23 protein-coding genes are annotated in these 21625 nt (G+C 49.4%); 10 read left to right on the top strand and 13 right to left on the bottom strand.

Annotation, left to right across the window (positions count from 1 at the left end; all coding sequences use genetic code 11):
• Positions 1-31 precede the first annotated feature (31 nt).
• A complete protein-coding gene (locus tag ABWV55_RS02220; protein ID WP_353292109.1) occupies positions 32-1516 on the top strand; it encodes a phosphoglucomutase/phosphomannomutase family protein in 1485 nt (494 codons plus the stop codon).
• A 1343-nt stretch (positions 1517-2859) separates the two neighbouring features.
• Here ABWV55_RS02220 and ABWV55_RS02215 read toward each other — a convergent pair.
• The 5 genes from ABWV55_RS02215 to fabI form a co-directional block, all read right to left on the bottom strand.
• Positions 2860-4341, bottom strand: coding sequence for a carotenoid oxygenase family protein (locus ABWV55_RS02215; protein ID WP_353292511.1), 1482 nt, complete (start codon positions 4339-4341; stop codon positions 2860-2862).
• Positions 4342-4410: 69 nt separating this feature from the next.
• Positions 4411-5016: an imidazoleglycerol-phosphate dehydratase HisB gene (gene hisB / locus ABWV55_RS02210; protein ID WP_353292108.1), complete on the bottom strand. Its 606-nt coding sequence runs from the start codon at positions 5014-5016 to the stop codon at positions 4411-4413.
• Positions 4971-5159: a hypothetical protein gene (locus ABWV55_RS02205; RefSeq protein ID WP_353292107.1), complete on the bottom strand. Its 189-nt coding sequence runs from the start codon at positions 5157-5159 to the stop codon at positions 4971-4973. Before ABWV55_RS02205 ends, hisB begins: the two co-directional genes overlap by 46 nt.
• Positions 5160-5484: 325 nt before the next feature.
• Positions 5485-5667 (bottom strand): hypothetical protein, encoded by a 183-nt coding sequence (locus ABWV55_RS02200; RefSeq protein WP_353292106.1) that lies wholly within the window; start codon positions 5665-5667, stop codon positions 5485-5487.
• An 81-nt stretch (positions 5668-5748) separates the two neighbouring features.
• Positions 5749-6531: an enoyl-ACP reductase FabI gene (gene fabI, locus ABWV55_RS02195; RefSeq protein WP_353292510.1), complete on the bottom strand. Its 783-nt coding sequence runs from the start codon at positions 6529-6531 to the stop codon at positions 5749-5751.
• A gap of 85 nt (positions 6532-6616) precedes the next feature.
• Here fabI and ABWV55_RS02190 point away from each other — a divergent pair, with 85 nt between their 5' ends.
• From ABWV55_RS02190 to ABWV55_RS02175, 4 genes are all read left to right on the top strand, one after another.
• A complete protein-coding gene (locus ABWV55_RS02190) occupies positions 6617-7492 on the top strand; it encodes an FAD-binding domain-containing protein (RefSeq protein ID WP_353292105.1) in 876 nt (291 codons plus the stop codon).
• 22 nt (positions 7493-7514) lie between these two features.
• Positions 7515-7955 (top strand): hypothetical protein, encoded by a 441-nt coding sequence (locus ABWV55_RS02185; RefSeq protein ID WP_353292104.1) that lies wholly within the window; start codon positions 7515-7517, stop codon positions 7953-7955.
• Entirely contained in the window at positions 7942-8070 is a 129-nt protein-coding gene (locus tag ABWV55_RS02180; RefSeq protein ID WP_353292103.1) for a hypothetical protein, read from the top strand. The genes ABWV55_RS02185 and ABWV55_RS02180 overlap by 14 nt, the downstream gene beginning before the upstream one ends.
• 392 nt (positions 8071-8462) lie before the next feature.
• Complete coding sequence (locus ABWV55_RS02175; protein ID WP_353292102.1) at positions 8463-9047, top strand: thioredoxin family protein; 585 nt, start codon at positions 8463-8465, stop codon at positions 9045-9047.
• 1120 nt (positions 9048-10167) lie between these two features.
• Here the strand turns inward: ABWV55_RS02175 and ABWV55_RS02170 are convergent.
• From ABWV55_RS02170 to folK, 3 genes are read right to left on the bottom strand one after another with little or no spacing between them, the layout of a single operon-like run.
• Complete coding sequence (locus tag ABWV55_RS02170; protein WP_353292101.1) at positions 10168-11601, bottom strand: FAD-binding domain-containing protein; 1434 nt, start codon at positions 11599-11601, stop codon at positions 10168-10170.
• Entirely contained in the window at positions 11601-12161 is a 561-nt protein-coding gene (locus ABWV55_RS02165; protein ID WP_353292100.1) for an NUDIX hydrolase, read from the bottom strand. The genes ABWV55_RS02170 and ABWV55_RS02165 overlap by 1 nt, the downstream gene beginning before the upstream one ends.
• 58 nt (positions 12162-12219) lie before the next feature.
• The gene (gene folK / locus ABWV55_RS02160) at positions 12220-12714 is read right to left on the bottom strand and encodes a 2-amino-4-hydroxy-6-hydroxymethyldihydropteridine diphosphokinase (protein ID WP_353292509.1); all 495 of its coding nucleotides are present in this window, start codon (positions 12712-12714) and stop codon (positions 12220-12222) included.
• Between the two features lie 26 nt (positions 12715-12740).
• Between folK and bchD the strand changes: the two genes are divergently transcribed.
• Complete coding sequence (bchD, locus tag ABWV55_RS02155) at positions 12741-14870, top strand: magnesium chelatase ATPase subunit D (protein ID WP_353292508.1); 2130 nt, start codon at positions 12741-12743, stop codon at positions 14868-14870.
• A 27-nt stretch (positions 14871-14897) separates the two neighbouring features.
• Here bchD and ABWV55_RS02150 read toward each other — a convergent pair whose 3' ends face one another.
• Together ABWV55_RS02150 and ABWV55_RS02145 are read right to left on the bottom strand one after the other, a co-directional pair.
• A complete protein-coding gene (locus ABWV55_RS02150; RefSeq protein ID WP_353292507.1) occupies positions 14898-15758 on the bottom strand; it encodes an MlaD family protein in 861 nt (286 codons plus the stop codon).
• Positions 15759-15763: 5 nt separating this feature from the next.
• Entirely contained in the window at positions 15764-16522 is a 759-nt protein-coding gene (locus ABWV55_RS02145) for an ATP-binding cassette domain-containing protein (protein ID WP_353292506.1), read from the bottom strand.
• A 148-nt stretch (positions 16523-16670) separates the two neighbouring features.
• On the opposite strand from ABWV55_RS02145, the gene ABWV55_RS02140 reads away from it, so the two are divergent.
• Positions 16671-18035, top strand: a complete 1365-nt coding sequence (locus tag ABWV55_RS02140; RefSeq protein ID WP_353292099.1) for a gluconeogenesis factor YvcK family protein — start codon at positions 16671-16673, stop codon at positions 18033-18035.
• 89 nt (positions 18036-18124) lie between these two features.
• Here the strand turns inward: ABWV55_RS02140 and ABWV55_RS02135 are convergent, their stop codons facing one another.
• The 3 genes from ABWV55_RS02135 to ABWV55_RS02125 are packed head-to-tail and all read right to left on the bottom strand — an operon-like array spanning position 18125 to position 19797.
• Positions 18125-18691: an NAD(P)H-quinone oxidoreductase subunit J gene (locus ABWV55_RS02135; protein ID WP_353292098.1), complete on the bottom strand. Its 567-nt coding sequence runs from the start codon at positions 18689-18691 to the stop codon at positions 18125-18127.
• Complete coding sequence (locus ABWV55_RS02130; RefSeq protein WP_353292097.1) at positions 18688-19422, bottom strand: NADH dehydrogenase subunit K; 735 nt, start codon at positions 19420-19422, stop codon at positions 18688-18690. The genes ABWV55_RS02135 and ABWV55_RS02130 overlap by 4 nt, the downstream gene beginning before the upstream one ends.
• A 12-nt stretch (positions 19423-19434) precedes the next feature.
• A complete protein-coding gene (locus ABWV55_RS02125; protein ID WP_353292096.1) occupies positions 19435-19797 on the bottom strand; it encodes an NAD(P)H-quinone oxidoreductase subunit 3 in 363 nt (120 codons plus the stop codon).
• 113 nt (positions 19798-19910) lie between these two features.
• On the opposite strand from ABWV55_RS02125, the gene ABWV55_RS02120 reads away from it, so the two are divergent.
• The 3 genes from ABWV55_RS02120 to psbE all read left to right on the top strand — a co-directional run bounded on the left by ABWV55_RS02120 (position 19911) and on the right by psbE (position 21622).
• The gene (locus ABWV55_RS02120; protein WP_353292505.1) at positions 19911-20282 is read left to right on the top strand and encodes a rubredoxin; all 372 of its coding nucleotides are present in this window, start codon (positions 19911-19913) and stop codon (positions 20280-20282) included.
• 11 nt (positions 20283-20293) lie between these two features.
• Positions 20294-21295: a photosynthesis system II assembly factor Ycf48 gene (locus ABWV55_RS02115; protein ID WP_353292095.1), complete on the top strand. Its 1002-nt coding sequence runs from the start codon at positions 20294-20296 to the stop codon at positions 21293-21295.
• A 78-nt stretch (positions 21296-21373) separates the two neighbouring features.
• On the top strand, positions 21374-21622 hold the full coding sequence (gene psbE / locus ABWV55_RS02110; protein ID WP_353292094.1) for a cytochrome b559 subunit alpha: 249 nt from the start codon (positions 21374-21376) through the stop codon (positions 21620-21622).
• Positions 21623-21625: the final 3 nt, after the last annotated feature.

Raw genomic sequence — 21625 nt, 5'->3', positions numbered from 1 at the left:
GCTAAACCCTCCACCTTGTCAAGATGTCGCCATGGCATCGGCTCCATTACCTCTCGGCCCTACTCCGATTCAATTCGGCACAGATGGTTGGCGCGGAGTATTAGGGGTAGACATCACGTTGGAACGTCTTCTCCCCGTGGCTGCCGCCGCTGCTCAAGAGTTGGCCTACCGCTCCCCTGAAGGTTTCAACAGCCGCACAGTGGTAATCGGCCATGACCGTCGCTTCCTGGCACCCGAAATGGCAGAAGCGATCGCTGCAGCTGTGTATGGATGCGAGCTTGAGCCTCTTCTCACAGACACTCCGGTGCCAACACCTGCTTGTAGTTGGGCAGTCGTTGAGCGTCAAGCTCTAGGTGCCCTCGTGATTACGGCAAGCCATAACCCTCCAGAATGGCTAGGACTCAAAATCAAAGGTCCTTTCGGAGGATCTGTGGAAGATGATTTTACAGCCGCAGTCGAACGGCGTCTAGCTGCCGGGGGAATTACGGTTCCTATCCAAGCAAAGGTTCCACGATTTCAAGGAAGGCAAGAGCACTTAGACGGACTCCGCCACAAGCTTGGCCTAGCCTCAATTGTGGACGGGCTCAAAGCGATGAACTTGAAGGTAATAGTTGATCCGATGCACGGCTCAGCCGCCGGCTGTATTTCAGAGCTACTGGGTTCTAAAGCAAACGGATGGGTCGAAGAGATACGTAGCGAACGCGACCCACTCTTTGGGGGTCATCCCCCCGAACCTTTGAGTCCGTACCTGCAGGAAATTATTACCGCTGTTCAAGCCTCCACAGCAGTGGGTACCCCTGCAGTGGGGCTGGTATTTGATGGTGACGGCGATCGGATCGCAGCCATCGATGAGACGGGCCGATTTTGCAGCACCCAGCTACTGATACCGTTACTTATTGATCACCTAGCTCGCGTCCGGCAGTTCCCTGGTTCCATAGTGAAAACCGTAAGCGGCTCAGATCTGATGCAGTCGGTTGCTAAAGCACAAGGACGTGAGGTTCTCGAGTTAGCAGTCGGATTCAAGTATATCGCGGCGGAAATATTAACCGGGGACGTCCTGATTGGTGGAGAGGAGTCAGGAGGAGTGGGGTTTGGCATGCATTTACCTGAACGGGATGCTCTTTATGCTGCTATACTAGTTCTAGAAGCTTTAGTTGAAGAAGGATTACCGCTCGGAGCACGACTAACGGCTCTTCAAGAACAACATGGTGGAGTCAGCCATTACAACCGGCTCGATCTGCGTCTCGCCGATATGGATGCTCGCCAGCGGCTGGAGCATCTACTAGCCGATACCACTCCGCAGGAGGTAGCCGGACAGGCTGTTGAAGAGATCATTCGAACTGATGGCATCAAGCTAAGAATGGGACCGAACCACTGGTTGATGTTACGCTTATCGGGCACTGAACCATTATTGCGCCTGTACTGCGAGGGACCTAGCTCTGGTCGAGTTGGGGCTGTTCTAGATTGGGCAAGACAATTTGCGGAAGCGACATGGTTAAAGGATAAGCGCTTGTAATTTGTTGATGATGATTAATGATCGGGGCGGAATCTGTGCGTTTCGACAATTGTCTAGAGGATTGCTTCGAGAGTGGAGTCGTAGCCAATAAGAATCTGAAGGAAAATCGAAGAGGTCTATTACAAAATTTGCGGTATTTACTATCGAGGGTTAAATCAAAATTCTTAACAGTGATTTTTACCGCTAGAATTTGGAATCTAGCTAATGACTTCAACTCTGTTGTTCTTGTTCTAAGTGGCGTGCTAGGAATTTAATTCACACATAACGCGCCAACAGATTTCAAGCGCATTAGCTAATTATAGGCATGACCAAAGTTAAATGATAATCTTAAGAAAAGAGAGTTTGACAATTTTTTTATAGCAATAAGCTTTACAAAGTAAATACTATAATCGCCCATTAGCACGACCCACCCAGATCATCAGAATAGATAGTTTTCATACAAATGTTCTGCCACATATCTATAAATTACTTTATAAAGTCTAATATAAATCCACACATCTACTCATCGCTATTGATTAATAATTAGTAAAAACAATTAGCACAAAAAGATAAAATAATGTTTAAATCATCATGCAAAGAATATGGATGATGTACTCAAATTCAGCCATTCAACATAGCAACTTTATTTGCACGCCTTCATATGTAGTTTTGCAGTGATATGAATGTCACATTTTCTCTCCCTTTTAAGAAAGCGAATAATGAAAATCTACGAAAAATCATGGCCATCTGCTACTTATACCCGACCAGATAAACCGGTTAAATATTGAATTTACCGTATAGACAAAAATCCCTGTTCATACGAACTCACGCATTAAACAAAAATGCAACTTACTATCAAACATTGCTGCATTGGTGTTACGATATAAGCTGATTTGAGCACTGCCTATGCATAAATTGGCTTTATATTGACCTACAACCCAATAACCTATCTTTAACCTTATTTAGCACAGTTTTAAGAAAGCCAATGTTCTTTCTTCTTAAAGATATTAGATTATCGATCATCTTTTATATAAATGATACATACGCTTAATATTGAAGAGCTCATATTTTGGCAGGAATTAATCCGTTCCTAACGTTGATAATAGTTTGATAGTGTTTAAGCCACGAAGTGTAAGTCGATACTGGCAACACGATAAGCTGATAGTAAAAATCACCTCACTCAATATTAACATGACTAAAACATGTGTTTAACTCTGAACTTTGGTAAGTCATATTTTCATCTAAATTAAAGCTTTAAACATATTTTTTCACTTCTTCATTCCAGTAAATGACTGAAAAAGCTATCTAACGGCGGCCATAAGACTTGTTGAATAAAAAGCAACAACTAGAAAATTCAGCTAGATTCAAGGGAACTCAGCCCAACTGCCGTGCAGGCCGTGGGGTATCGCCAAGGGCAGTTCAAACAAAGCCACCTCGGATAGATCACTAGCGTCCAGGATGACTAAATCAGAAGCCTTGCGTGCTCCGTTCCAGACTATATCTAGCACCCAGCCATCATCTTCTACTGATACTCCAGGGCGACTAACCATTAACGGTTCGCTCACAAATCCTCGGGGTGCTGCACTCCACGTCCTCGTATTCCCTGTAATTAGGTCAAGTTTCTGGATTGCCTGTAGCGGATCATTGCCAACCTCTCGTTCGGCTACAGCCATCCATGCATAGCGAGCTGACAGCCCCTGACGCAGGGGATTAACCATGGCAAACTCACAAGTGCGACTTGTGATTCGCTCATTTTTTTGAACAATCCTACGGCTCAAATCTAAATGACAGCGATGTAAAATTCCTTCTGGAAGGTTATCGAAATCAACCTGAGTAAAATCGTCGTCCGGGCCAATTAGCGGGAAGCTATCGTAGACTATGCTATCGATAATAATGTCATTACCTTCCTCAAAAGCATTTAAGTGGTGAAAAACAAAGCCGCTAGGTGCCTTAATGATTAGGGGTTCTTTGCCAGCGAAACGACCAGAGTCACGAGGAATCAACCAAAATTGTCCTTTACCCCCGGGCCGTGAGGCTAAGCACTGCGCCGCCCCTTTCCTACCGGTCACAAAGGGGAAAGGATCGAACGAGAGACTATTTTGCAGAAATACAGCCCAATTGGGTGTAATTGCAAAATCATGCAGAAATGCAAAGCACGGGAATTTATCCGAACGGTCGTTGAGAAGTGCGCCAGCATCGGGACCGTCGGTGGCGAACTCCATTAAACGAATAGTGCTACTAGGAAATGGAGGGAATGTCTTCACACCAAAGGTCACCATGCGTGGGCGTTCTTGATGACTGGGATCGAAGCGTGGGTGCGCACTGAAGGATTCTCCCTTTTTCAGCACACCATTCAGATGTGACAAACCACGGGTGTCGAGACTGACGGGATCCATTGTGTAAGGCTCTGCTGCTTCCCACAAAGCCAAAAGTTGGTCGCCGAGCCGCACCACATTGGTGTTGGCAATATTCTTTAACCGCAGATCAAAAGCATTAGAGAAGCGTCCACCGGGTTTTTGACTCCCGAAGACACCGCGATAGAGGACTTTGCCGGCCTTTTCCTCCGCGAGCCAGCCTTCTGTGCGGACGAACCGATTTGTAAAGGCAACAGCACCATTCTCAAAGCGCATCGCGGCAATCATGCCGTCACCATCAAAAGGGTGATGAACCCGATAACCATTGCGTTCCAGGCGACCGGGGCCATTTCGATAGAATGTGCCTTTCAGGTCTGTGGGGATTTCACCACGCGCCGGATTAAGCGTCACGTTTGTGAGTTCCTCCTGCACATTAACGAAAGCGCTCGACCAATCCTCGCGGCTATAAATACGAGTAGGGGTAATGGTCACGGACAAGGACACCTGCGAGCCTCATCATCTCGTAAAAGACTGCAAAACGTGGAGCATCGCTCGAAGATTTCAATGCGCGCCAGCTTGCTCAAGAATGCCTTTGCTGCTTGGAACTGCACCAGCGCGGCGGGGATCAATTTCTATCGCCATGCGTAATGCACGAGCAAATGCTTTAAAACAAGCCTCGACAAGGTGATGCGAATTTACTCCATCTAGTTGATGAATATGTAGCGTGAGACCACTATTGTTCACCATCGCCACAAAAAATTCCTTCACCAATTCAGTGTCGTAAGAACCAATTTTCTGAGTTGGGATCACTAACCCGTAGCTGAGATGAGGCCGACCAGAACAATCGAGGGCTACCTGCACCAAAGCTTCATCAAGAGGCGCTATAAAATGACCAAAACGACGGATGCCCTTCCGATCACCCAAGGCCTGACCAAGGGCCTGCCCCACGGCAATACCTACATCTTCATTGGTGTGATGATCGTCGATATGGGTGTCTCCCACAGCGTTGACTACTAAGTCAATCAAGCCATGGCTACTGATTTGGTGGAGCATGTGGTCGAGGAAAGGTACACCGGTGTTGACTTGACATTGACCGCTGCCTTCCAGATTAAGAAGGACTTTCACGTCAGTCTCACCGGTATGGCGATGGATTTCCCCTGTGCGCATGTTTCAAGGCTCCCGCCGATATGTCCAAAGCAGTGGTCATGGCGAATCGTAAGCATAGCAATGCGAATCTTCAACATCAACCAAAAGATCGATGGGTATCGACACAACTGTTGTTTAAGGCGTCCGCCGGGACATTTGATCAATGGATTTTCAAATACTTCGGTGCTCCGCTACGAGTATCAGGCCAAGAATACATCTGAGTTCTCAATGTGTTTAATGCGGGGCACGGTTACATCACGCTACAGACTACGTTGCGCATAAATCAAAACTTGAAAGGCTGACTGCACTACTACGGGACTTTGAACTGTTTAAGAAAGATTGATGTAATGGCAGATAATAACAAACTTTGATAGAATGGGAGCCTCATTATTTTTAATCTTGAGGAGCTTATCTATACATCAAACAAGGAGAGGCAGTTTATTTTTGGCTTACGCAGCCTGTGCGTTACCGATCTCATTTACTGGTGCATCAGACGACAATTAATACATCCAAATGTTGAGGCTTAGATTGATCGGCTCCACTCAAAGTGCCCTTTGTCTTTATGCCGGCGACGGTTATTAAGCACAGCCGCAGAGGGACCCCAAAATCGTATACCAGTATGCCTACAGGTTCAGGAGAGGCCCAAATAGAACAACCAATAGTGCAAGACAAGCCGACTCTGTGTATGGCACCCACGCTGTACCGAGATAAAAATAATTCAAGCCAGCTGTGTTTGAACCGTACAAAAGCAGATCACATGCCAGCTACGCAATAACCCGCATCTACATAAATAGTTTGACCCGAGATCCCACTGGACAAATCGCTCAATAAAAATGCAGCAGCACCACCGACTTCTATCTGGGTGACCGTGCGACGTAATGGGGCTTTCTTTTCTACATTGTGTATCATATCGATAATGCCTCCAATAGCTGAGCTGGCTAGAGTGCGAATCGGACCAGCGCTGATAGCGTTGACACGAACTTGCTTCTCGGGACCAAGCTCAGCTGCTAAGTAGCGCACGGAGGCCTCTAAAGCAGCCTTGGCTACGCCCATCACATTATAATTAGGAACAGCACGCTCAGCTCCCAAGTAGGAGAGAGTGACTACGCCGGCTTTCTCACTAAATAGAGGCTTGGAATGAGCGCAAAGCGGCGCTAGGGAATAGGCACTGATATTGAGGGAGCGTGCAAAACCTTCGGTTGTTGTGGCACTGTAATCGCCAATCAGTTCTTCTTTGCCAGCGAAAGCTAAGCAATGCACCAAACCATCCATGACTCCCCATTTATTTTTGATTTCCGCAAAAACACTCGTTATTTGAGCAGGATCTTGGACATCCAAAGGAAGAAACAAGCTGGGCTTCAACGGTGCGGTTAGTTCCCGCACCTTGGACTCAAAACGACCTCTCTCATCTGGAAGGTAAGTGATGCCGAGCTCCGCCCCTGCCGCTTCCAACTGCTGAGCAATGCCCCAGGCAATCGAGCGATTGTTAGCGATGCCGGTAACCAGAATTTTTTTACCGGTGAGATCAAGCAGCATCAGAACGAACCGGAACGGAGGTAAACTCGCGCCATTCTCTCCCATCAACCGCCAAGATCAAGCACCAGTCATTTCATAAGGACGGATGCCAGTTACTCCGTTGCCTCCAATTGCCGGCGACATGCCGCGCACTATTAATTGTCGCGATGATCTCAATGAATTGCTAGAGAGGGAGTTTCCTGAAGCGAACGGCTTAATTAGCTCAATCCGTGGCGGGCGAGAGGCTGCTGAGAAACGGCTAAAGAGCATTGACGCGAAACTATATGCTCGCAGTCGCGACCACCTCGGCGGATTCGTCACAGGCTTATCGCCTTACATCCGCCACGGTGTAATTTCCCTGGCAGAAGTGCGCGACACAGTCTTCAAGAGTATTCACAATCGCGACGACGGGGCTAAACTGATCAATGAGCTGGGTTGGCGCGATTTCTGGCAACGAATATGGCAAAACCTTGGTGATGGAATCAACGATGATCAGGAAGAGTTTAAAACTGGTTATGTAAGTGCTAGTTACAGCCGAGAGATTCCGGAAGATGTCCGCTACGGATGCACCGGTTTGGCCTGCATGGATAGTTTTTACAAGCAGCTTGTCAGTATCGGTTGGTTACACAATCACGCCCGTATGTGGATGGCAGCCTGGTTGGTGCACTGGCGACGTGTACACTGGAAGACAGGGGCCGATTGGTTTCTTGAGCATTTGCTTGACGGCGATCCCGCCAGCAATAACCTGAGCTGGCAGTGGGTCGCCAGTACTTTCAGCCATAAGCCCTATTTTTTCAATCGCGACACCCTGGAGCGTTACAGCGGGGGTAGTTTTTGCGAGAACTGTACAAGTGCAACATCTTGTCCGTTTGAGGGCAGCTACGACAGGCTCGGTAGCGATTTATTCCCCTATGCACCCCCAATTCGCAACACACCTGTGCGACGACGAAGCAACCGCAGTAAGTCGACCATAAAAAGTTAAATCCAGGCAGCTAGTAATCTCAATGGAACTGAAACGGCCGATCATTTGGCTTCATGAAGAAGCACTTGGAACAGCTAACCCTGCCTTCAAGAGTTACCCTGAAGCGCCTGGGCTTTTTGTCTTTGATCAAGTCTGGATTGAGATGCAGCGCATTAGTCGCAAACGACTAGGTTTCCTTTACGAATGTTGTTTGGATTTGCCTATCACAATACGCAAAGGAGATGTTGCTGCCGAAGTCCTGGCTTTTGCTGAACGTTGTGGAGCAGATGGAGTTGTCAGCAGCAGAGCCGTTGATCCTCGAATCAAACGGATTGGAGATGCCATTAACCGAGAATGTCCTCTCCGGATGCTTGATGGGGAGACGTTTGTAGAGCTCGCGCATCCGCCTCGCTTGGGACGATTTAGTCACTACTGGCACGATGCCGAACCAGCAATTTGGCAGCATTACGGTGTGCGACATTGATCGTTCGGCAATTACTCAAGTCGCTCGGGTTGCTTTACAAGCTTTGCAAGGCCGGCCAATAAGTGCTTCACTCTCTCTATCAGAGAAAAATAACCGTGCTGAGGATTGCGACTAACGTAGTTGAAATAGCTTGTTTTTATATATTTTTAATGCTCCGATAAAATAGGGTTTTGTTCACGATCGTAATTATGAGAGGTTTTTTCATTGCATTACCGCAGTTTGCGAAGATGGAAAGTTGACCACGACCGGCGAAACCAACACTAAGGGTTAACCGGTTTTTAGTTATATGTGAACTAGAAAGACCGTTTTGTTATTCATTGATTCCTGATTCATTGCCTCAGAACTGACCATACGAACGGTAAAGTACAATCTTTCTTCTTATCGGCTTAGGTGGGCAATCGCAACTTACTGACAACATCACTATCAATGGGGTTAAGAACAACTACCGTGTCAATTAATGCCAATTAGCGCCATCCTGATGAATAGTCGAGATTTACGGACACTGCGATGACTCTCACATCTTCAACAATGTTAGCCCTTGGAACACCAATGCCGACTTTCAGTTTGCGGCGGGTGAGTGGAGAGAAATTTCAATCGACGCAACTGAATCAACAACCGGTATTGCTGATGGTGCTCTGTGCACATTGCCCTTTTGTAAAGCACATCGAACCGGAGCTCACTCGCTTAGATCAAGACTTTGGAACCCAAATCCAGATCATCGGTTTGAGCAGCAACAGCTTAGCCACACATCCCCAAGATGGGCCAGAGCAACTGACGGAGCAAGCTAATAAACATGGCTGGCAATTTCCATACCTTCTGGACACAGAGCACAGTCTTGCAAAATCTCTTCGGGCTGCCTGTACACCTGAATTCTATCTGTTTAGTCCACAAGGCAGCACGACGCAAACTCTTCGTTATCGGGGTCAACTTGATTCCAGTCGACCCGGCAACAACGAACCCCTGACCGGATCCGACTTACGTGCAGCGCTCAATGCCACACTTAGTGGTGAGGCGGTCAACCCCAAACAATTGGCTTCAGTAGGGTGCAATATAAAATGGAACCCTGGTCAAGAACCACAATGGTTCATCTGAAACATTCATAGTTTCCTTATGTACAGACATCACCTTCAAACCTCAATCAAGCAATTATTAATCTGAGTGCTAACTTTATTAGAGGAACAACACCATATAAATATGGCATTAAATAATGAATCAACCAATAAGCCGAAAATACTTTATGTTTTAAACCCTTAACCTTTAGGTGCTATAAACTGCGATAGCAGAGCCTGATATTCCTTAATTTTGACCTGATAAGCCCCTGGAATCGAAATAGGCGATGAAGCAAAGCAGCAACTAGCTTATCTGGTTTCCCCACAACAATAAGAAACCATCAGCACTGTCACTGAGTAAGGCTTCGGTGTTTACAGATATGGATTTAGCTCCATCCTCTTGGTCAGTCTTGATTGGCACCGAAATCAGGTCCAAAAACGGCTAACTTATTAAATGGGCCAATCATTCAGCTATTAGCTCAGACCTACCCCGCCAAGAATTCTGCTATTAAGCAAAGTTGCCGTGTGTGTTGCAAATAAGCAACGCTAACCGCAATGTAATTTATGCATGAGTTTGCCGTGAATGATACGCCAGCTAGTTTCTTACACATCTTTCATTATGATGGGCGAACGCCTTGACACCTTGGTGCAAGCAGCAGCCTCGAACATAGACTAGATTAGCAATCGCAACATCGTCGATTACTGTGCGCTAACAGAAGCTAACGCCTTAGGTTAACCGGTATTAATCAATAACTGTACATAGTTACAGCCGGAACTAGTTAGTAATATGAGCCGTAAATTGGCTTGAGCAGCTTCACTTCTGGTCAAACCTACTATGCGTTAATTAGTTACAATTTCGGCTTAATATCTTAACGGAAGTCGTGGCTCATAGGCGCTAGCCTAAAGTAAACTTCGCAGAAAGGAAGCTAGAGTCAGAATAATTGTCTAGTGTGCAATTATAACGGACTTTCAATTACTTTAATGATAGCCAGGCTATATTTAAAATCTACTTCTCATTATGAAACAGTTATTGAATGAAGTTTTAAAGTCTGTCAATTTTCTATAATTAAGTTTCTCGCAAAGGAAAAATAAGAGCTTGGGGTTACTTACGCTCCGGCTTATCGCATAACTAACACCTTCAACTGGAGATTTATGAAATATGATTAAGATCGAATTGTAGAATAGAGTGTTCTAAATAGAGCTTGTTGCTTTTTATGGTCAACAAGCGGTTGTGGGTAGCCATGACGCTCCAACGCACCAATCTCCCCAGTAAGCAGGTCCTTGGTGTTGACGTGCTTTAGTTCGGGTAACCAGCGACGAATGTAATCGCCCTGAGCATCGAACTTTGCAGCTTGGGTCACAGGATTAAAGATACGCAGCGGTTTGGGATCCATTCCACTGCTCGTACTCCACTGCCAACCGCCGTTGTTAGAAGCTAGGTCTCCATCTACCTCCATCTCCATGAAGGCGCGTTCGCCCCAACGCCAGTCACAAATTAAATCTTTCACCAAGAAAGAAGCGACAATCATTCGACAGCGATTATGCATCCAGCCACTCTGGTTGAGTTGACGCATTGCTGCATCAACAATAGGAACACCAGTCTGGCCCTCTTTCCAAATACTGAACCAATCCGCGTTGTTCTTCCACGGAAACCGACTCCACTGCTCGCGATACGGGCCGTCCGCTAACTGCGGGAAATGAAACAAAGACTGCTGGTAAAACTCGCGCCAACCCAATTCTTGCTCCCACACACCAATTGCCATATGCTGTTGGTGATTACAGATACGACTACGAGCCAGTTGCGCGACGCACCAAGCCTGACGAGGGCTGAGTGTGCCGGCACTCAATGCTGCACTAAGATGAGAGGTGGCGTCGGTGCCCGGGAGATTACGATTTAGCTCATAGTCGGACATGGCATTGTTACCAAAATTGGTAAGCTGCTCCAGTGCCGCTGCCTCGCCAGGACGACACGGACAGATCTCGGCTCCTTGAAACCCATGGTTGTGGCGGATCGCAGTTAGTGGATCTCTAGCCGGGATCAAGTCGGAACTTAGATCAATCAGTCCTGCAGGAGCATCGACCGTTGCAGGCCGATTGGCCTGCACCTTGTTTCGCCAATTGCGAAAGAAAGGACCATAAACGCGGTAAGGATTACCAGTACTAGTTTTGAGCGACTCAGGTGCTACCAATAGCTGATCCCAGCCAACTAGCACCTTGCGCCCATCAGCTTGTAGACTCCTTGCTACCTGCCGATCGCGTTCACGACTGTAAGGCTCTACATCCTTATTCCATACAACAGATTCAGCATCGATCCTTTTGGCCAACTGTGGCACCACTTCCAGCGGATCACCTTCAAGAATTAATAACCGGCTACCGATTGCAAGCCAGCGTTGCTGCAGCTCGACCAGGCTTTCAGTCAAAAACCACAATCGGGCTGGGGCCGTTGGTGGCAAAAATTCGGGTGGGTTAATCAGCGCTGGGTCCAGAACGTATACCCCGGTCACAGCGGGGCTGATGCCAACAGCTTTATGGATGCCAAGGTTGTCAGCTAGACGCAAATCGCGACGATGCCAGAACAGAACGCGAGGGACCGCCATCAAAGACTCAACAATTGTTTCGCCCGGAACCAGGCCGTGACGCTCTTACCGTCTAGCCATTCATCACCAGAAGCCAAAGCGCGATCTAGCTGAGCGGGAGTCATAGTTACCACGGCTAAGTCCTCGTCGTCGTCTCCAGCCGGGGGATTCTCCAAGGGTATGAGATCCCGGGCCAGGAAGCAATGAATTACTTCGTCAGAGTAGCCAGGACAGGGAAGCATTGAGCCCAGACCATCCCAACGTGCTGCGCTGTAGCCCACTTCTTCCCCAAGCTCTCGCTGCATGGACGCAAGCGGATCTTCACCCTCTTCTAGGGTGCCGGCAGGAAACTCAAGTAACCGTGCTTGTACAGCAAAACGATATTGGCGCAATAGGATGACCTGGCCGTCGTCTGTGATTGGCACTGCCAGTGATGCACCAGGATGGCGAATCATGCCAAAGGTGCCCTCCATTGCTATGGGTAACCTGATCCGGTTTCGCTCAAACCGGAGCTTGCGAACAGCTACCGTTTCTACGGTTTCCAACAACTCAAAAGGCTCCGGAGTTGGCAACGGTGCCATGGAATCAACAATATTTTAGATACTTAGCATGGCTAGATCGCTAAACACGTCATCGCCTTTAAGCCGTCCCCCAATCTTCTGAGCATTTCATCGCGGCTAAAAGCGGTTCAAGCACGAAGCTGCGTAGGTGAAGGCGTGGATGAGGGAGTGTTAACCGCATATGCTCAAACCGCAGTTCCCCCCAAAACAACAAATCAAGATCCAATGTTCGAGGTCCCCAAAGTTGTTCTGCGACGCGCTGACGTCCGAATTGGCGCTCCAGACTATGTAAGTTATCCAATAGATTGATAGCCGCCGTCTGAGCGGGCTGACCAAGACAGCCCCGTATCACCACCACGGAGTTCAAATACCGAGGTTGGCTGGGCGGTCCGCCCATAGGAGTTGTATCGAACAGAGGAGACCAGCTAAACCGTAATGGCGCGTCAGCCCACTCTGTTGCTAATGCGATCAACAGTGGACGCACCTCTAGCAGAGTCTGCCGTGGCTCTTTACCCGCATGCGGCAAATTTGCACCCAAGGCAATTGCTAAAGAGGTATCGCTGCAACCAACCATCAGCGAGACTGACACACATGAATAGAATGGAACACTTCTATGTTAGCGAGCGGTCTAATTGCAAAAACGACCGGACAATCCATTCCTTTCCGCTGGCTGCAATTGTTGGCCATGAAACGATCAAGCTGGCGCTCTTACTGGCAGCGGTCGACCCTGGGCTTGGTGGTGTTGTAATTGCTGGAGGGCAGGGTACCGGCAAATCGGTTTTGGCACGAGGGTTACACGCCCTGCTGCCACCGATCAATATCGTCGATATCCAGGGTGGGATAAGCCGCAACCTCGATCCCGAGAATTCTGAGGAATGGGATGCTGCAACGCAACAACGGCTCGCGGGTGGCGTTGTCTCCAAGGTAATTCCAGCGCCTTTTGTGCAAATCCCTTTAGGCATAACCGAAGACCGTCTGATTGGGGCCATTGACGTAGCAGCCTCATTAGCAAATGGCAGCGCGATCTTTCAGCCAGGTCTTCTAGCAGATGCACACCGTGGTGTGCTCTACGTGGACGATTTTAATCTTCTCGATGATGGCATTGTTAACCTGATGCTGGCAGCTGTGAGCAGCGGCCAAAACCACGTTGAGAGAGAGGGCCTCAGCTTAAGCCACCCTTGCAAACCACTTTTGATCGCCACCTATAACCCGGAGGAAGGCACGATTCGCGATCATTTGCTTGACCGCTTTGCTATCGCGCTTTCGGCCAATCAGTTGGTGAACATTAAGCAACGGGTAGAGATCACCAAAGCTGTACTGGCTCACGGCCAGTGCAGCCGCAGTTTTGCTGAAACTTGGAGCAAAGAAACCGACGCTATTGCCACCCAGCTGTTGCTCGCCCGTCAATGGCTGCCAGACGTGCAGATCAACCGTGAACAGATTAAATATCTTGTCACCGAGGCAATTCGCGGGGGAGTGGAAGGACACCGCTCGGATCTCTATGCCGTACGCGTCGCCCGCGCTTATGCCGCCCTCAGTGGGCGTGACCGCGTCGAAGCCAACGATTTACAAGTGGCCGTCGCTCTCGTGATTGCTCCGAGAGCTTCACAGCTGCCGCCGCTGGATCAACAACATACGGAGCCTCCGCCACCCCAAGATCAAAGGCCATCATCGAATCAAGAAAATCGAGAACAACAGGAGAATCCAAACCCGTCATCAGAAGGTTCAAAAGACGGTGATAATCCAGAGGAAGACAACGACCGAAATGATACTGAGGAGGGCGATACCGACGACGATGAGCTGAGGGACCAAGCTTCATCTGTCGTTCCCGAGGAATTCATGCTGAACCCAGAAGCCATCGATGTGGACCCAAATCTTTTGCTGTTTAACGCAGGCACAAGAAAGGCGGTCAATAGCGGCGGCAGTCGTTCCGTAGTGTTAAGTGACAGCCGAGGTCGATATATTAGACCGATGCTACCCCGCGGCCCTGTGCGTCGTATCGCAGTTGATGCGACCCTGCGCGCGGCCGCCCCGTACCAAAAGGTGCGTCGGGAACGTCGGCCTGGTCGCTTGGTGATTGTGGAAAAAGGAGATCTTCGCGCCAAGCTGATGCATCGCACAGCTGGAGCTCTAGTGATTTTTTTGGTGGATGCCAGTGGTTCTATGGCTCTCAACCGCATGCAAAGTGCTAAGGGTGCGGTCATTCGCCTCCTTACTGAGGCCTACAAAAACCGTGATGAAGTAGCGCTGATCACTTTCCGAGGTGAACAAGCTGAAGTGCTGTTGCCACCAACACGCTCGATCACAGCAGCGCGACGACGGTTAGAACTGATGCCTTGCGGCGGCGGCTCACCACTCGCCCATGGGCTTACACAAGCGGCAAAAATCGGTGCCAACTCTCTAGCCACGGGCGATCTAAGCCAAGTGGTGGTGGTTGCCATTACCGACGGTCGTGGCAATGTTCCCCTGAGTGTGTCTCTTGGTCAGCCAAAGCCAGAGGGAGGAGAAAAGCCCCATCTGAAGCAAGAGGTACTGGATCTTGCTGCTCGATATCGTGTGCTTGGTATCAAGCTTTTGGTAATCGACACCGAACGCAAATTCATCGGTAGTGGTATTGGCAAAGATCTCGCAGAGGCTGCTGGCGGTAAATACATTCAACTACCCAAAGTTAGCGATCAAACGATTGCATCGATCGCTATGGATGCAATTAGCACAGTCAGATCGCGATAAGGATCAAGAAACGTGGCGTGATTGTTCTCATTCGCCTGCCTTGACGGAATAGGCCTCTGAGAACATTGCTCCGAGCCCGATAGTCACATTACGAAGACCCTGCATAAATGCTGGATCGGAGGTGAGTTTCTCTACATCACCACCCACAGAATCAATTCTGGCCGTCAGCTGAGCGGCACTGTTGGCCGTTTTACGCAGATTCGATAAGGTCTCTGGGTTGTCCAATGAAGCCGCAATATTGCTTGCATAGGCTGTAGCCAACTGCAAATTGCGCAAAACTGGATCTATCTTCACCGCTTCGGCCTGTAACTGCAGAGTCAATGTCTCGAAGGATTTGGCCATGGCGTCGATTTGTTCAAGTGAGGCGACTGCATTAGGTATCAGTTCCTCGGCCTTGACTTGCAGCAAAAGCTCCTGAAGGGTGTCGGTAACTGTCGCAATGCTGGGCGTCTCACGACCAGCAATGATGGCGCCATCACAAAGTTGCGTCATGAAATTACAAGTTGTGGCCTTGGGCAGTGGAGCATCGTCAAGCAAGGGCTTGCCATGGCTCACTAGCGTCACCTGCGCATCGCCTCCCAGCAATGACGCCGACGCTGCGGTAGCCGCAACAGGCAACGCAAGACGTAGATCCTCTTTAGCAATTGCCAATTCAGCCACCACCTCGTTGGAAGTGACCTTGATCGAACGCACCGCGCCGACTAGGATACCTCGGTAGGTTACCGGAGAGTGCTCTGTCAGTCCGGCAGCATTGTTAAAATGAACGATCACTTTCCACTCGCTTGATCCTAGGCTGATGCCGCGCATCCACATGGCTGTGGCAACGAAACCTACAATTCCGCCGATAATTGTGAACCCCACAATGGCGTCACGAACACTGCGCCGCATAATGATCAATGCTCCGCAGGTTGCATCGGTCCGCACAGGCTACCCGTCCTAAACTGTTCAACGTAGGGGTTGTCAGAATTGCGAAATTCATCCACTGAGCCATCCCACCGAAAGTGTCCTTCGTACAGCATTAGTACACGTTCAGCTGAACGTTCGATTGTGCTGCGCACGTGACTGACAACGACAGAGCAACCCTGAGCCACTGTTGTTGTCTTTACGATTAGATCTTCAATACGTGTGCACGCCATAGGGTCGAGTCCCGCGGTGGGCTCGTCGTAGAGCAAAAGAGGCATCGACTTATCTCCACGTTGGGGGTCATCAATCAGGGCGCGAGCGAAGCTCACTCGCTTTTGCATTCCTCCACTCAATTCACCGGGATAGAGATGTGCCACTTCATAAAGACCTACTGCCTCCAAACAAGCTTCCACTCGCTCACGAATCTCGACATTAGAAAGTTGTCCTTTTGCACGCAGCAAAAAGCCGACATTTTCCTCAACCATGAGTGACGCCAGTAGAGCTGGGCTCTGGAATACCAACCTCACGTCGGGGGGGGTGGTCTGATCCAGTCGAAGATAATCTTGACTCTCCCCGAAAAGACGTAGTTCCCCACTTGTAGGCAACTGCAGTCCAGCTAACAAACGTAAAACCGTCGATTTCCCCGCTCCCGACGGGCCAACTACAGCAAGTCGCTCGCCCGGCTGCATAGTCAAATTGACCCTATTCAGCACTGGCCTTGAACCCCACCGTACGGTGAGGTTCCGCATTTCTACTACGGGTTGGGGCTGAAACACATCACAGGCTAAGGCACTGGCCCATCCTGCCGCGCCTGAAAGAGCTTCGTACAGTTCAGGCAACGACTGAAAGAGCCGCCCTTTGGCGCCCAAGAATCCAACAAGCAGACGAATAACTAAAATGATCCGGCGCCATTGGCAGCAAGAACTAATGGCGCGCTCGCGGCGCGCCGTATGCTGGTTACAACCCGGCCTACTGGTGAAGCGTTGGGTATTTACCTCCGGTTTAGGTTTATTAACGGCCCTATTAGGCGGGGCTATTTGGGCTGACCTGAAACCGATTTATTGGATCCTTGAAACTCTAAGTTGGCTACTGGGCAAACTTACCACCGCTTTATCAAGAAGGGTAACTGGGCCCCTGGTTGTCCTTATCGGCGTTGCCCTCATCCTATTAGGACAAAGCCGCAGTTTCGGTTCGATCAAACAAGCTTTAGTACCCGAGAAAAATACTGTGCTTATTGATGCACTGCGAGCAAAAAACCGGCTGAACCGCGGGCCAAGCATCGTAGCGATTGGCGGAGGAACCGGTTTATCTACGCTGCTGAGTGGATTAAAGCGTTATAGCAGTCGCATCACAGCCATCGTCACTGTGACCGACGATGGCGGTAGCAGCGGCATTTTAAGACGCGAGCTGGGCATCCTACCGCCTGGTGACATTCGAAACTGCTTGGCGGCCCTCTCCACCGAGGAGCCGCTCCTCACACGACTCTTTCAATATCGGTTCTCTTCCGGTAACGGACTTGAAGGACATAGTTTTGGGAATCTATTCCTTTCGGCACTCACAGCCATCACAGGCAATCTTGAAACAGCGATCATCGCTTCAAGTCGGATTCTGGCGGTTCAAGGTCAGGTAGTACCGGCTACTGACATAGACGTCAAATTATGGGCTGAATTGGAGAATGGTCAGTACATTGAGGGTGAAAGCACAATCGGGCATGCTCCCAGCCCGATTGTGCGGATCGGCTGTTTACCAGCTCATCCTCCTGCGTTACCTCGAGCTCTGAAAGCCATAGCTAATGCGGATCTGATCTTATTGGGCCCAGGCAGCCTCTACACCTCACTACTGCCAAACTTGCTTGTGCCAGAACTAGTTTCAGCAATTCAACGCAGTTGCGCACCCCGGCTGTACATATGCAACTTGATGACTCAACCTGGGGAAACAGACGGCCTTGACGTACGAGGTCATCTCCGCGCGATTGAAGCACAACTCACGAGCTTGGGATCAAGCCAACGGCTATTTCATGCTGTTTTGGCGCAAGATGAACTTCCAAATTCCACCATAGTTGAGTCCGGTCAAAGTCGAGGAGCCGAACCGGTGCTATGTGACGCAAATGGCTTAAGACAAGACGGATATGACGTGACCCAGGTATCGCTTCAAAGAGCTGACCCCACATCCGGGCTACAGCATGACCCGCACAGTTTGGCTCTGGCTATTATGCGATTTTATCGAAAACACAAAAAAGAATCATCACAGGTACCACCATAAATTAAAAAGCGGCTCAATATATGCCTAGTGTCTAGCCGAGAAGTGTAGAAATAGGTTGCCAATAGAACCAAATCTCACTTAATTTTTAATCAATAAGCATCTTGCATTTCATAGAAGTCGGGCTGGACATAATCCTTGCGTAATGGCCAGCCTTTCCAATCCTCCGGCATTAACAGGCGCTTAGGATGAGGATGACCTTCAAATTGAATGCCATACATGTCAAATATTTCTCGTTCCTGCCAGTCAGCGCCGCGAAACAGACCGTAAATAGAAGGAACCGATGGAGTACCCTCACGACTGAGGAATACCTTTAATCGTACCTCTCGCAATATTGAACTTTTTCCTGCCATCGTTGACTCTACTTGCTCAGCCATGGCAAGAAAGTGATAAAAACAAACCAGTCGCTCTCCAGGACCTTCATCGTAACCGCCCTGACATTGAAGATAATCAAAACCATGACTTTTGAGAGCGGCAGCGACGATTGGTAATACAGCCGGTTCGACCCCAATCTGCTCTATGCCAATATGATCTGGCTCGAGCACATCGTGATGAAAGTTCTGACTGCTTAGCCATTGGCTCACAGCGCCACATCCTGACGTAGCGACAGTAAGACTGGGATCCTTAGGTGGTTGTTCAGACGGTGAAACCTCACTCATGGTTGAGCTATCTCAGGAGTAGCCTCCGCAACAGCAGCATCGGTCGCCAATGATTGGCCGGCAGAGGATGCAGCCAGAGCCGCTTGTTGAGTTTCAGCACGCAAATAAGTACCAGTCACTTGCGGCTCTACTTGTTTCATTTGATGGAAAATGGTGAAATAGCGGTGCGTTTGCTGATGCTTGTGACGCTCAGCGAGAGATTCATCTCCCACCTTCTTCCTTAGCTTAATCACCGCATCAAAAATAGCCTCTGGACGGGGAGGGCATCCTGGCAGATACAGGTCCACAGGGATTAGCTTGTCAACCCCACGCACCGCTGTCGTGGAGTCGGCACTAAACATGCCACCAGTGATTGTGCAAGCACCCATGGCGATGACATACTTTGGTTCAGGCATCTGCTCGTAGAGACGCACCAAGGCCGGGGCCATTTTCATTGTGACAGTACCAGCGACGATCAGCAAATCTGCCTGACGAGGCGAACTACGCGGCACTAAACCAAATCGGTCGAAATCAAAACGAGATCCAAGAAGGGCTGCGAATTCGATGAAACAGCATGCTGTGCCATAAAGCAAAGGCCAGAGGCTACTAAGCCGGGCCCAGTTATGAAGATCATCTAGGCTAGTAAAGATGACGTTTTCACTTAATTCGCTAGTAACGGCGGGCGTACCAACGGAACCACAACTGGTCTCTCGCAGGTCGCGAATGGCTCTGACTGAAGGGATTTCAGGCATAACAGGCGTAAGTTAACTCCATTCGAGGGCACCTTTGCGCCAGGCGTAGGCAAGGGCTATTAATAGGATGGCGATGAAGATCAATGCTTCGACAAACGCCAAAAGACCTAGGCGATGAAAGGCGACAGCCCAAGGATAGAGGAATACTGTTTCGACATCGAAAATAACGAACACCAAAGCGAACATGTAATAGCGAATGTTGAATTGAATCCATGCGCCGCCGATCGGCTCCATACCGGATTCGTAGGTGAGCCGACGTTCACCGGCACGGCTTTTTGGAGCCAGCAATTTATTAGTGACCAACGCCAGAACCGGAACCGCCGCCGCGACCAGCAAGAACCCCAGAAAAGCGTCGTAACCCGGCAGGGTAAACATGGACACCCCAGTAGACAAGAATAGTCTTGCATTCACTGAAAGGAGTTGTCGCGGATAGAGTTGTTTAAAGCAGCAGTAGAGCGGTGGGAAATGATCTCGAGCCCGTGGAACAGATTGCGTCTGTCGCCAAGGCAGTTGAGGCGCCCGTTGAACCAACTCCTGAGACTGATCCTCGAACCCATCGGTTCGAATGCCGCAGTTGCGGATACGTATACGATCCTGAAGAAGGGGTGAAAAAGATCGGCATCGAGGTTGGTACGGCCTTTATAGATCTCAACCCTTTTAGTTTCCGTTGTCCTGTGTGCCGTAGCAAAGTAGCTGCATTTCGCGATATCGGACCTCGCAGTAAAGCCAGCGGTTTTCAGGAAAACCTCGGCTACGGGCTCGGCGTTAACCGCATGACGCCTGGCCAAAAGAACGTTTTGATCTTTGGAAGTCTTGCCCTGGGCTTTGCTTTCTTTCTCTCTCTCTATTCCCTGCGCTAAACGCACTTGTTATGACCCGATTGTTGTCTTCTGCCATCAATCTCTTCCTGGTGCTGATGCTCGGCGTTGGACTGGGTGGCTGTGTTTCCACAAGGGTACCAACAGCTAGTACTAGCCCCTGGCAAGCCATCGACCTCAAAACACAATCCAATCCCCTTGACATCGCTTTTACAGATCCCAACCACGGTTTTTTGGTGGGCAGCAATCGCATGGTTCAAGAGACCGACGATGGTGGATCGTGTTGGAACGAACGCAGCCTTGATCTGCCTGATGAGGAAAATTTTCGACTCATCAGTATTGACTTCAGCGGACAAGAAGGCTGGATTGCTGGTCAGCCAGGTCTGCTTATGCACAGCACTAACGGTGGCCAGAACTGGACGCGCCTTTTACTCGACACTAAACTGCCTGGCGAGCCATACCTAATCACAGCTCTCGGCAAAAACGCTGCCGAGCTTGCCACGAACGTGGGTGCTGTCTACAAGACCAACAATGGTGGTGAGAGTTGGGAGGCAAAAGTGACTGATGCTGCAGGTGCTGTTCGTGATCTGCGTCGCGGAGATAACGGCGATTACGTGAGTGTGAGCAGCCTTGGCAATTTTTATGCCACCTGGAAACCGGGTGACACCGTTTGGCAGGTTCACCAAAGAGTAAGCAGCCAGCGCCTGCAAAGCATCGGTTATCAACCTGACGGAAACCTTTGGATGGTTGCCCGAGGTGCACAAATCCGTCTCAATAACGAAGACGGCAACTTAGAGAGCTGGGGTAAGGCAATTATCCCAATCACCAACGGTTATGGCTATATGGACATGGCTTGGGATGAGGACAATGGTATTTGGGTTGGCGGTGGCAATGGAACACTTCTGGTGAGCCGTGACGGAGGTGAGAGCTGGGAGACGGATCCAGTTGGGAAGCTCCAGCCCAGCAACTTCACCCGTTTTGTCCTGGACGGCGATCATATGTTTATCCTAGGAGAGCGCGGCAGTCTTCTACGTTGGGCCGGCGACACTGTGTAACCGAAGTCAGAAGTCGGACTCAGAAGTTCGGCATCATCTTCTACTCTCGGAGATGCTTACTGTTGATACACCAAGACCATGGCTGCAGGTTCCACTGGAGAGCGCCCATTCTTCGAAATCATCACCAGCATCCGTTACTGGGTAATACACGCGATAACACTGCCATCAATCTTCTTAGCTGGGTTCCTTTTTGTTTCAACAGGTTTAGCTTATGATGCGTTCGGGACACCTCGACCTGATGCTTACTTCCAAGTCACAGAAAGTAAAGCTCCTGTGGTGAGCCAACGTTACGAAGGTAAGTCTCAACTCGACGTCCGCTTGAAATAGGAT

Origin of the sequence: Synechococcus sp. M16CYN (assembly GCF_040371545.1) — a bacterium.
Classification (GTDB): Bacteria; Cyanobacteriota; Cyanobacteriia; order PCC-6307; family Cyanobiaceae; genus Parasynechococcus.
Note: the sequence above shows the minus strand (reverse complement) of the source record. Positions and strands in the feature narration are given on the sequence as shown.

Coding starts and splice junctions, on each gene's coding strand:
- ABWV55_RS02220 (WP_353292109.1), top strand. CDS start 32: ATGGCATCGGCTCCATTACCTCTCGGCCCTACTCCGATTCAATTCGGC.
- hisB (WP_353292108.1), bottom strand. CDS start 5,016: ATGCGCACAGGGGAAATCCATCGCCATACCGGTGAGACTGACGTGAAA.
- fabI (WP_353292510.1), bottom strand. CDS start 6,531: ATGCTGCTTGATCTCACCGGTAAAAAAATTCTGGTTACCGGCATCGCT.
- ABWV55_RS02190 (WP_353292105.1), top strand. CDS start 6,617: ATGCCAGTTACTCCGTTGCCTCCAATTGCCGGCGACATGCCGCGCACT.
- ABWV55_RS02185 (WP_353292104.1), top strand. CDS start 7,515: ATGGAACTGAAACGGCCGATCATTTGGCTTCATGAAGAAGCACTTGGA.
- ABWV55_RS02175 (WP_353292102.1), top strand. CDS start 8,463: ATGACTCTCACATCTTCAACAATGTTAGCCCTTGGAACACCAATGCCG.
- ABWV55_RS02170 (WP_353292101.1), bottom strand. CDS start 11,601: ATGGCGGTCCCTCGCGTTCTGTTCTGGCATCGTCGCGATTTGCGTCTA.
- ABWV55_RS02165 (WP_353292100.1), bottom strand. CDS start 12,161: ATGGCACCGTTGCCAACTCCGGAGCCTTTTGAGTTGTTGGAAACCGTA.
- folK (WP_353292509.1), bottom strand. CDS start 12,714: ATGGTTGGTTGCAGCGATACCTCTTTAGCAATTGCCTTGGGTGCAAAT.
- bchD (WP_353292508.1), top strand. CDS start 12,741: ATGGAACACTTCTATGTTAGCGAGCGGTCTAATTGCAAAAACGACCGG.
- ABWV55_RS02150 (WP_353292507.1), bottom strand. CDS start 15,758: ATGCGGCGCAGTGTTCGTGACGCCATTGTGGGGTTCACAATTATCGGC.
- ABWV55_RS02145 (WP_353292506.1), bottom strand. CDS start 16,522: ATGCGGAACCTCACCGTACGGTGGGGTTCAAGGCCAGTGCTGAATAGG.
- ABWV55_RS02140 (WP_353292099.1), top strand. CDS start 16,671: ATGATCCGGCGCCATTGGCAGCAAGAACTAATGGCGCGCTCGCGGCGC.
- ABWV55_RS02135 (WP_353292098.1), bottom strand. CDS start 18,691: ATGAGTGAGGTTTCACCGTCTGAACAACCACCTAAGGATCCCAGTCTT.
- ABWV55_RS02130 (WP_353292097.1), bottom strand. CDS start 19,422: ATGCCTGAAATCCCTTCAGTCAGAGCCATTCGCGACCTGCGAGAGACC.
- ABWV55_RS02125 (WP_353292096.1), bottom strand. CDS start 19,797: ATGTTTACCCTGCCGGGTTACGACGCTTTTCTGGGGTTCTTGCTGGTC.
- ABWV55_RS02115 (WP_353292095.1), top strand. CDS start 20,294: ATGACCCGATTGTTGTCTTCTGCCATCAATCTCTTCCTGGTGCTGATG.
- psbE (WP_353292094.1), top strand. CDS start 21,374: ATGGCTGCAGGTTCCACTGGAGAGCGCCCATTCTTCGAAATCATCACC.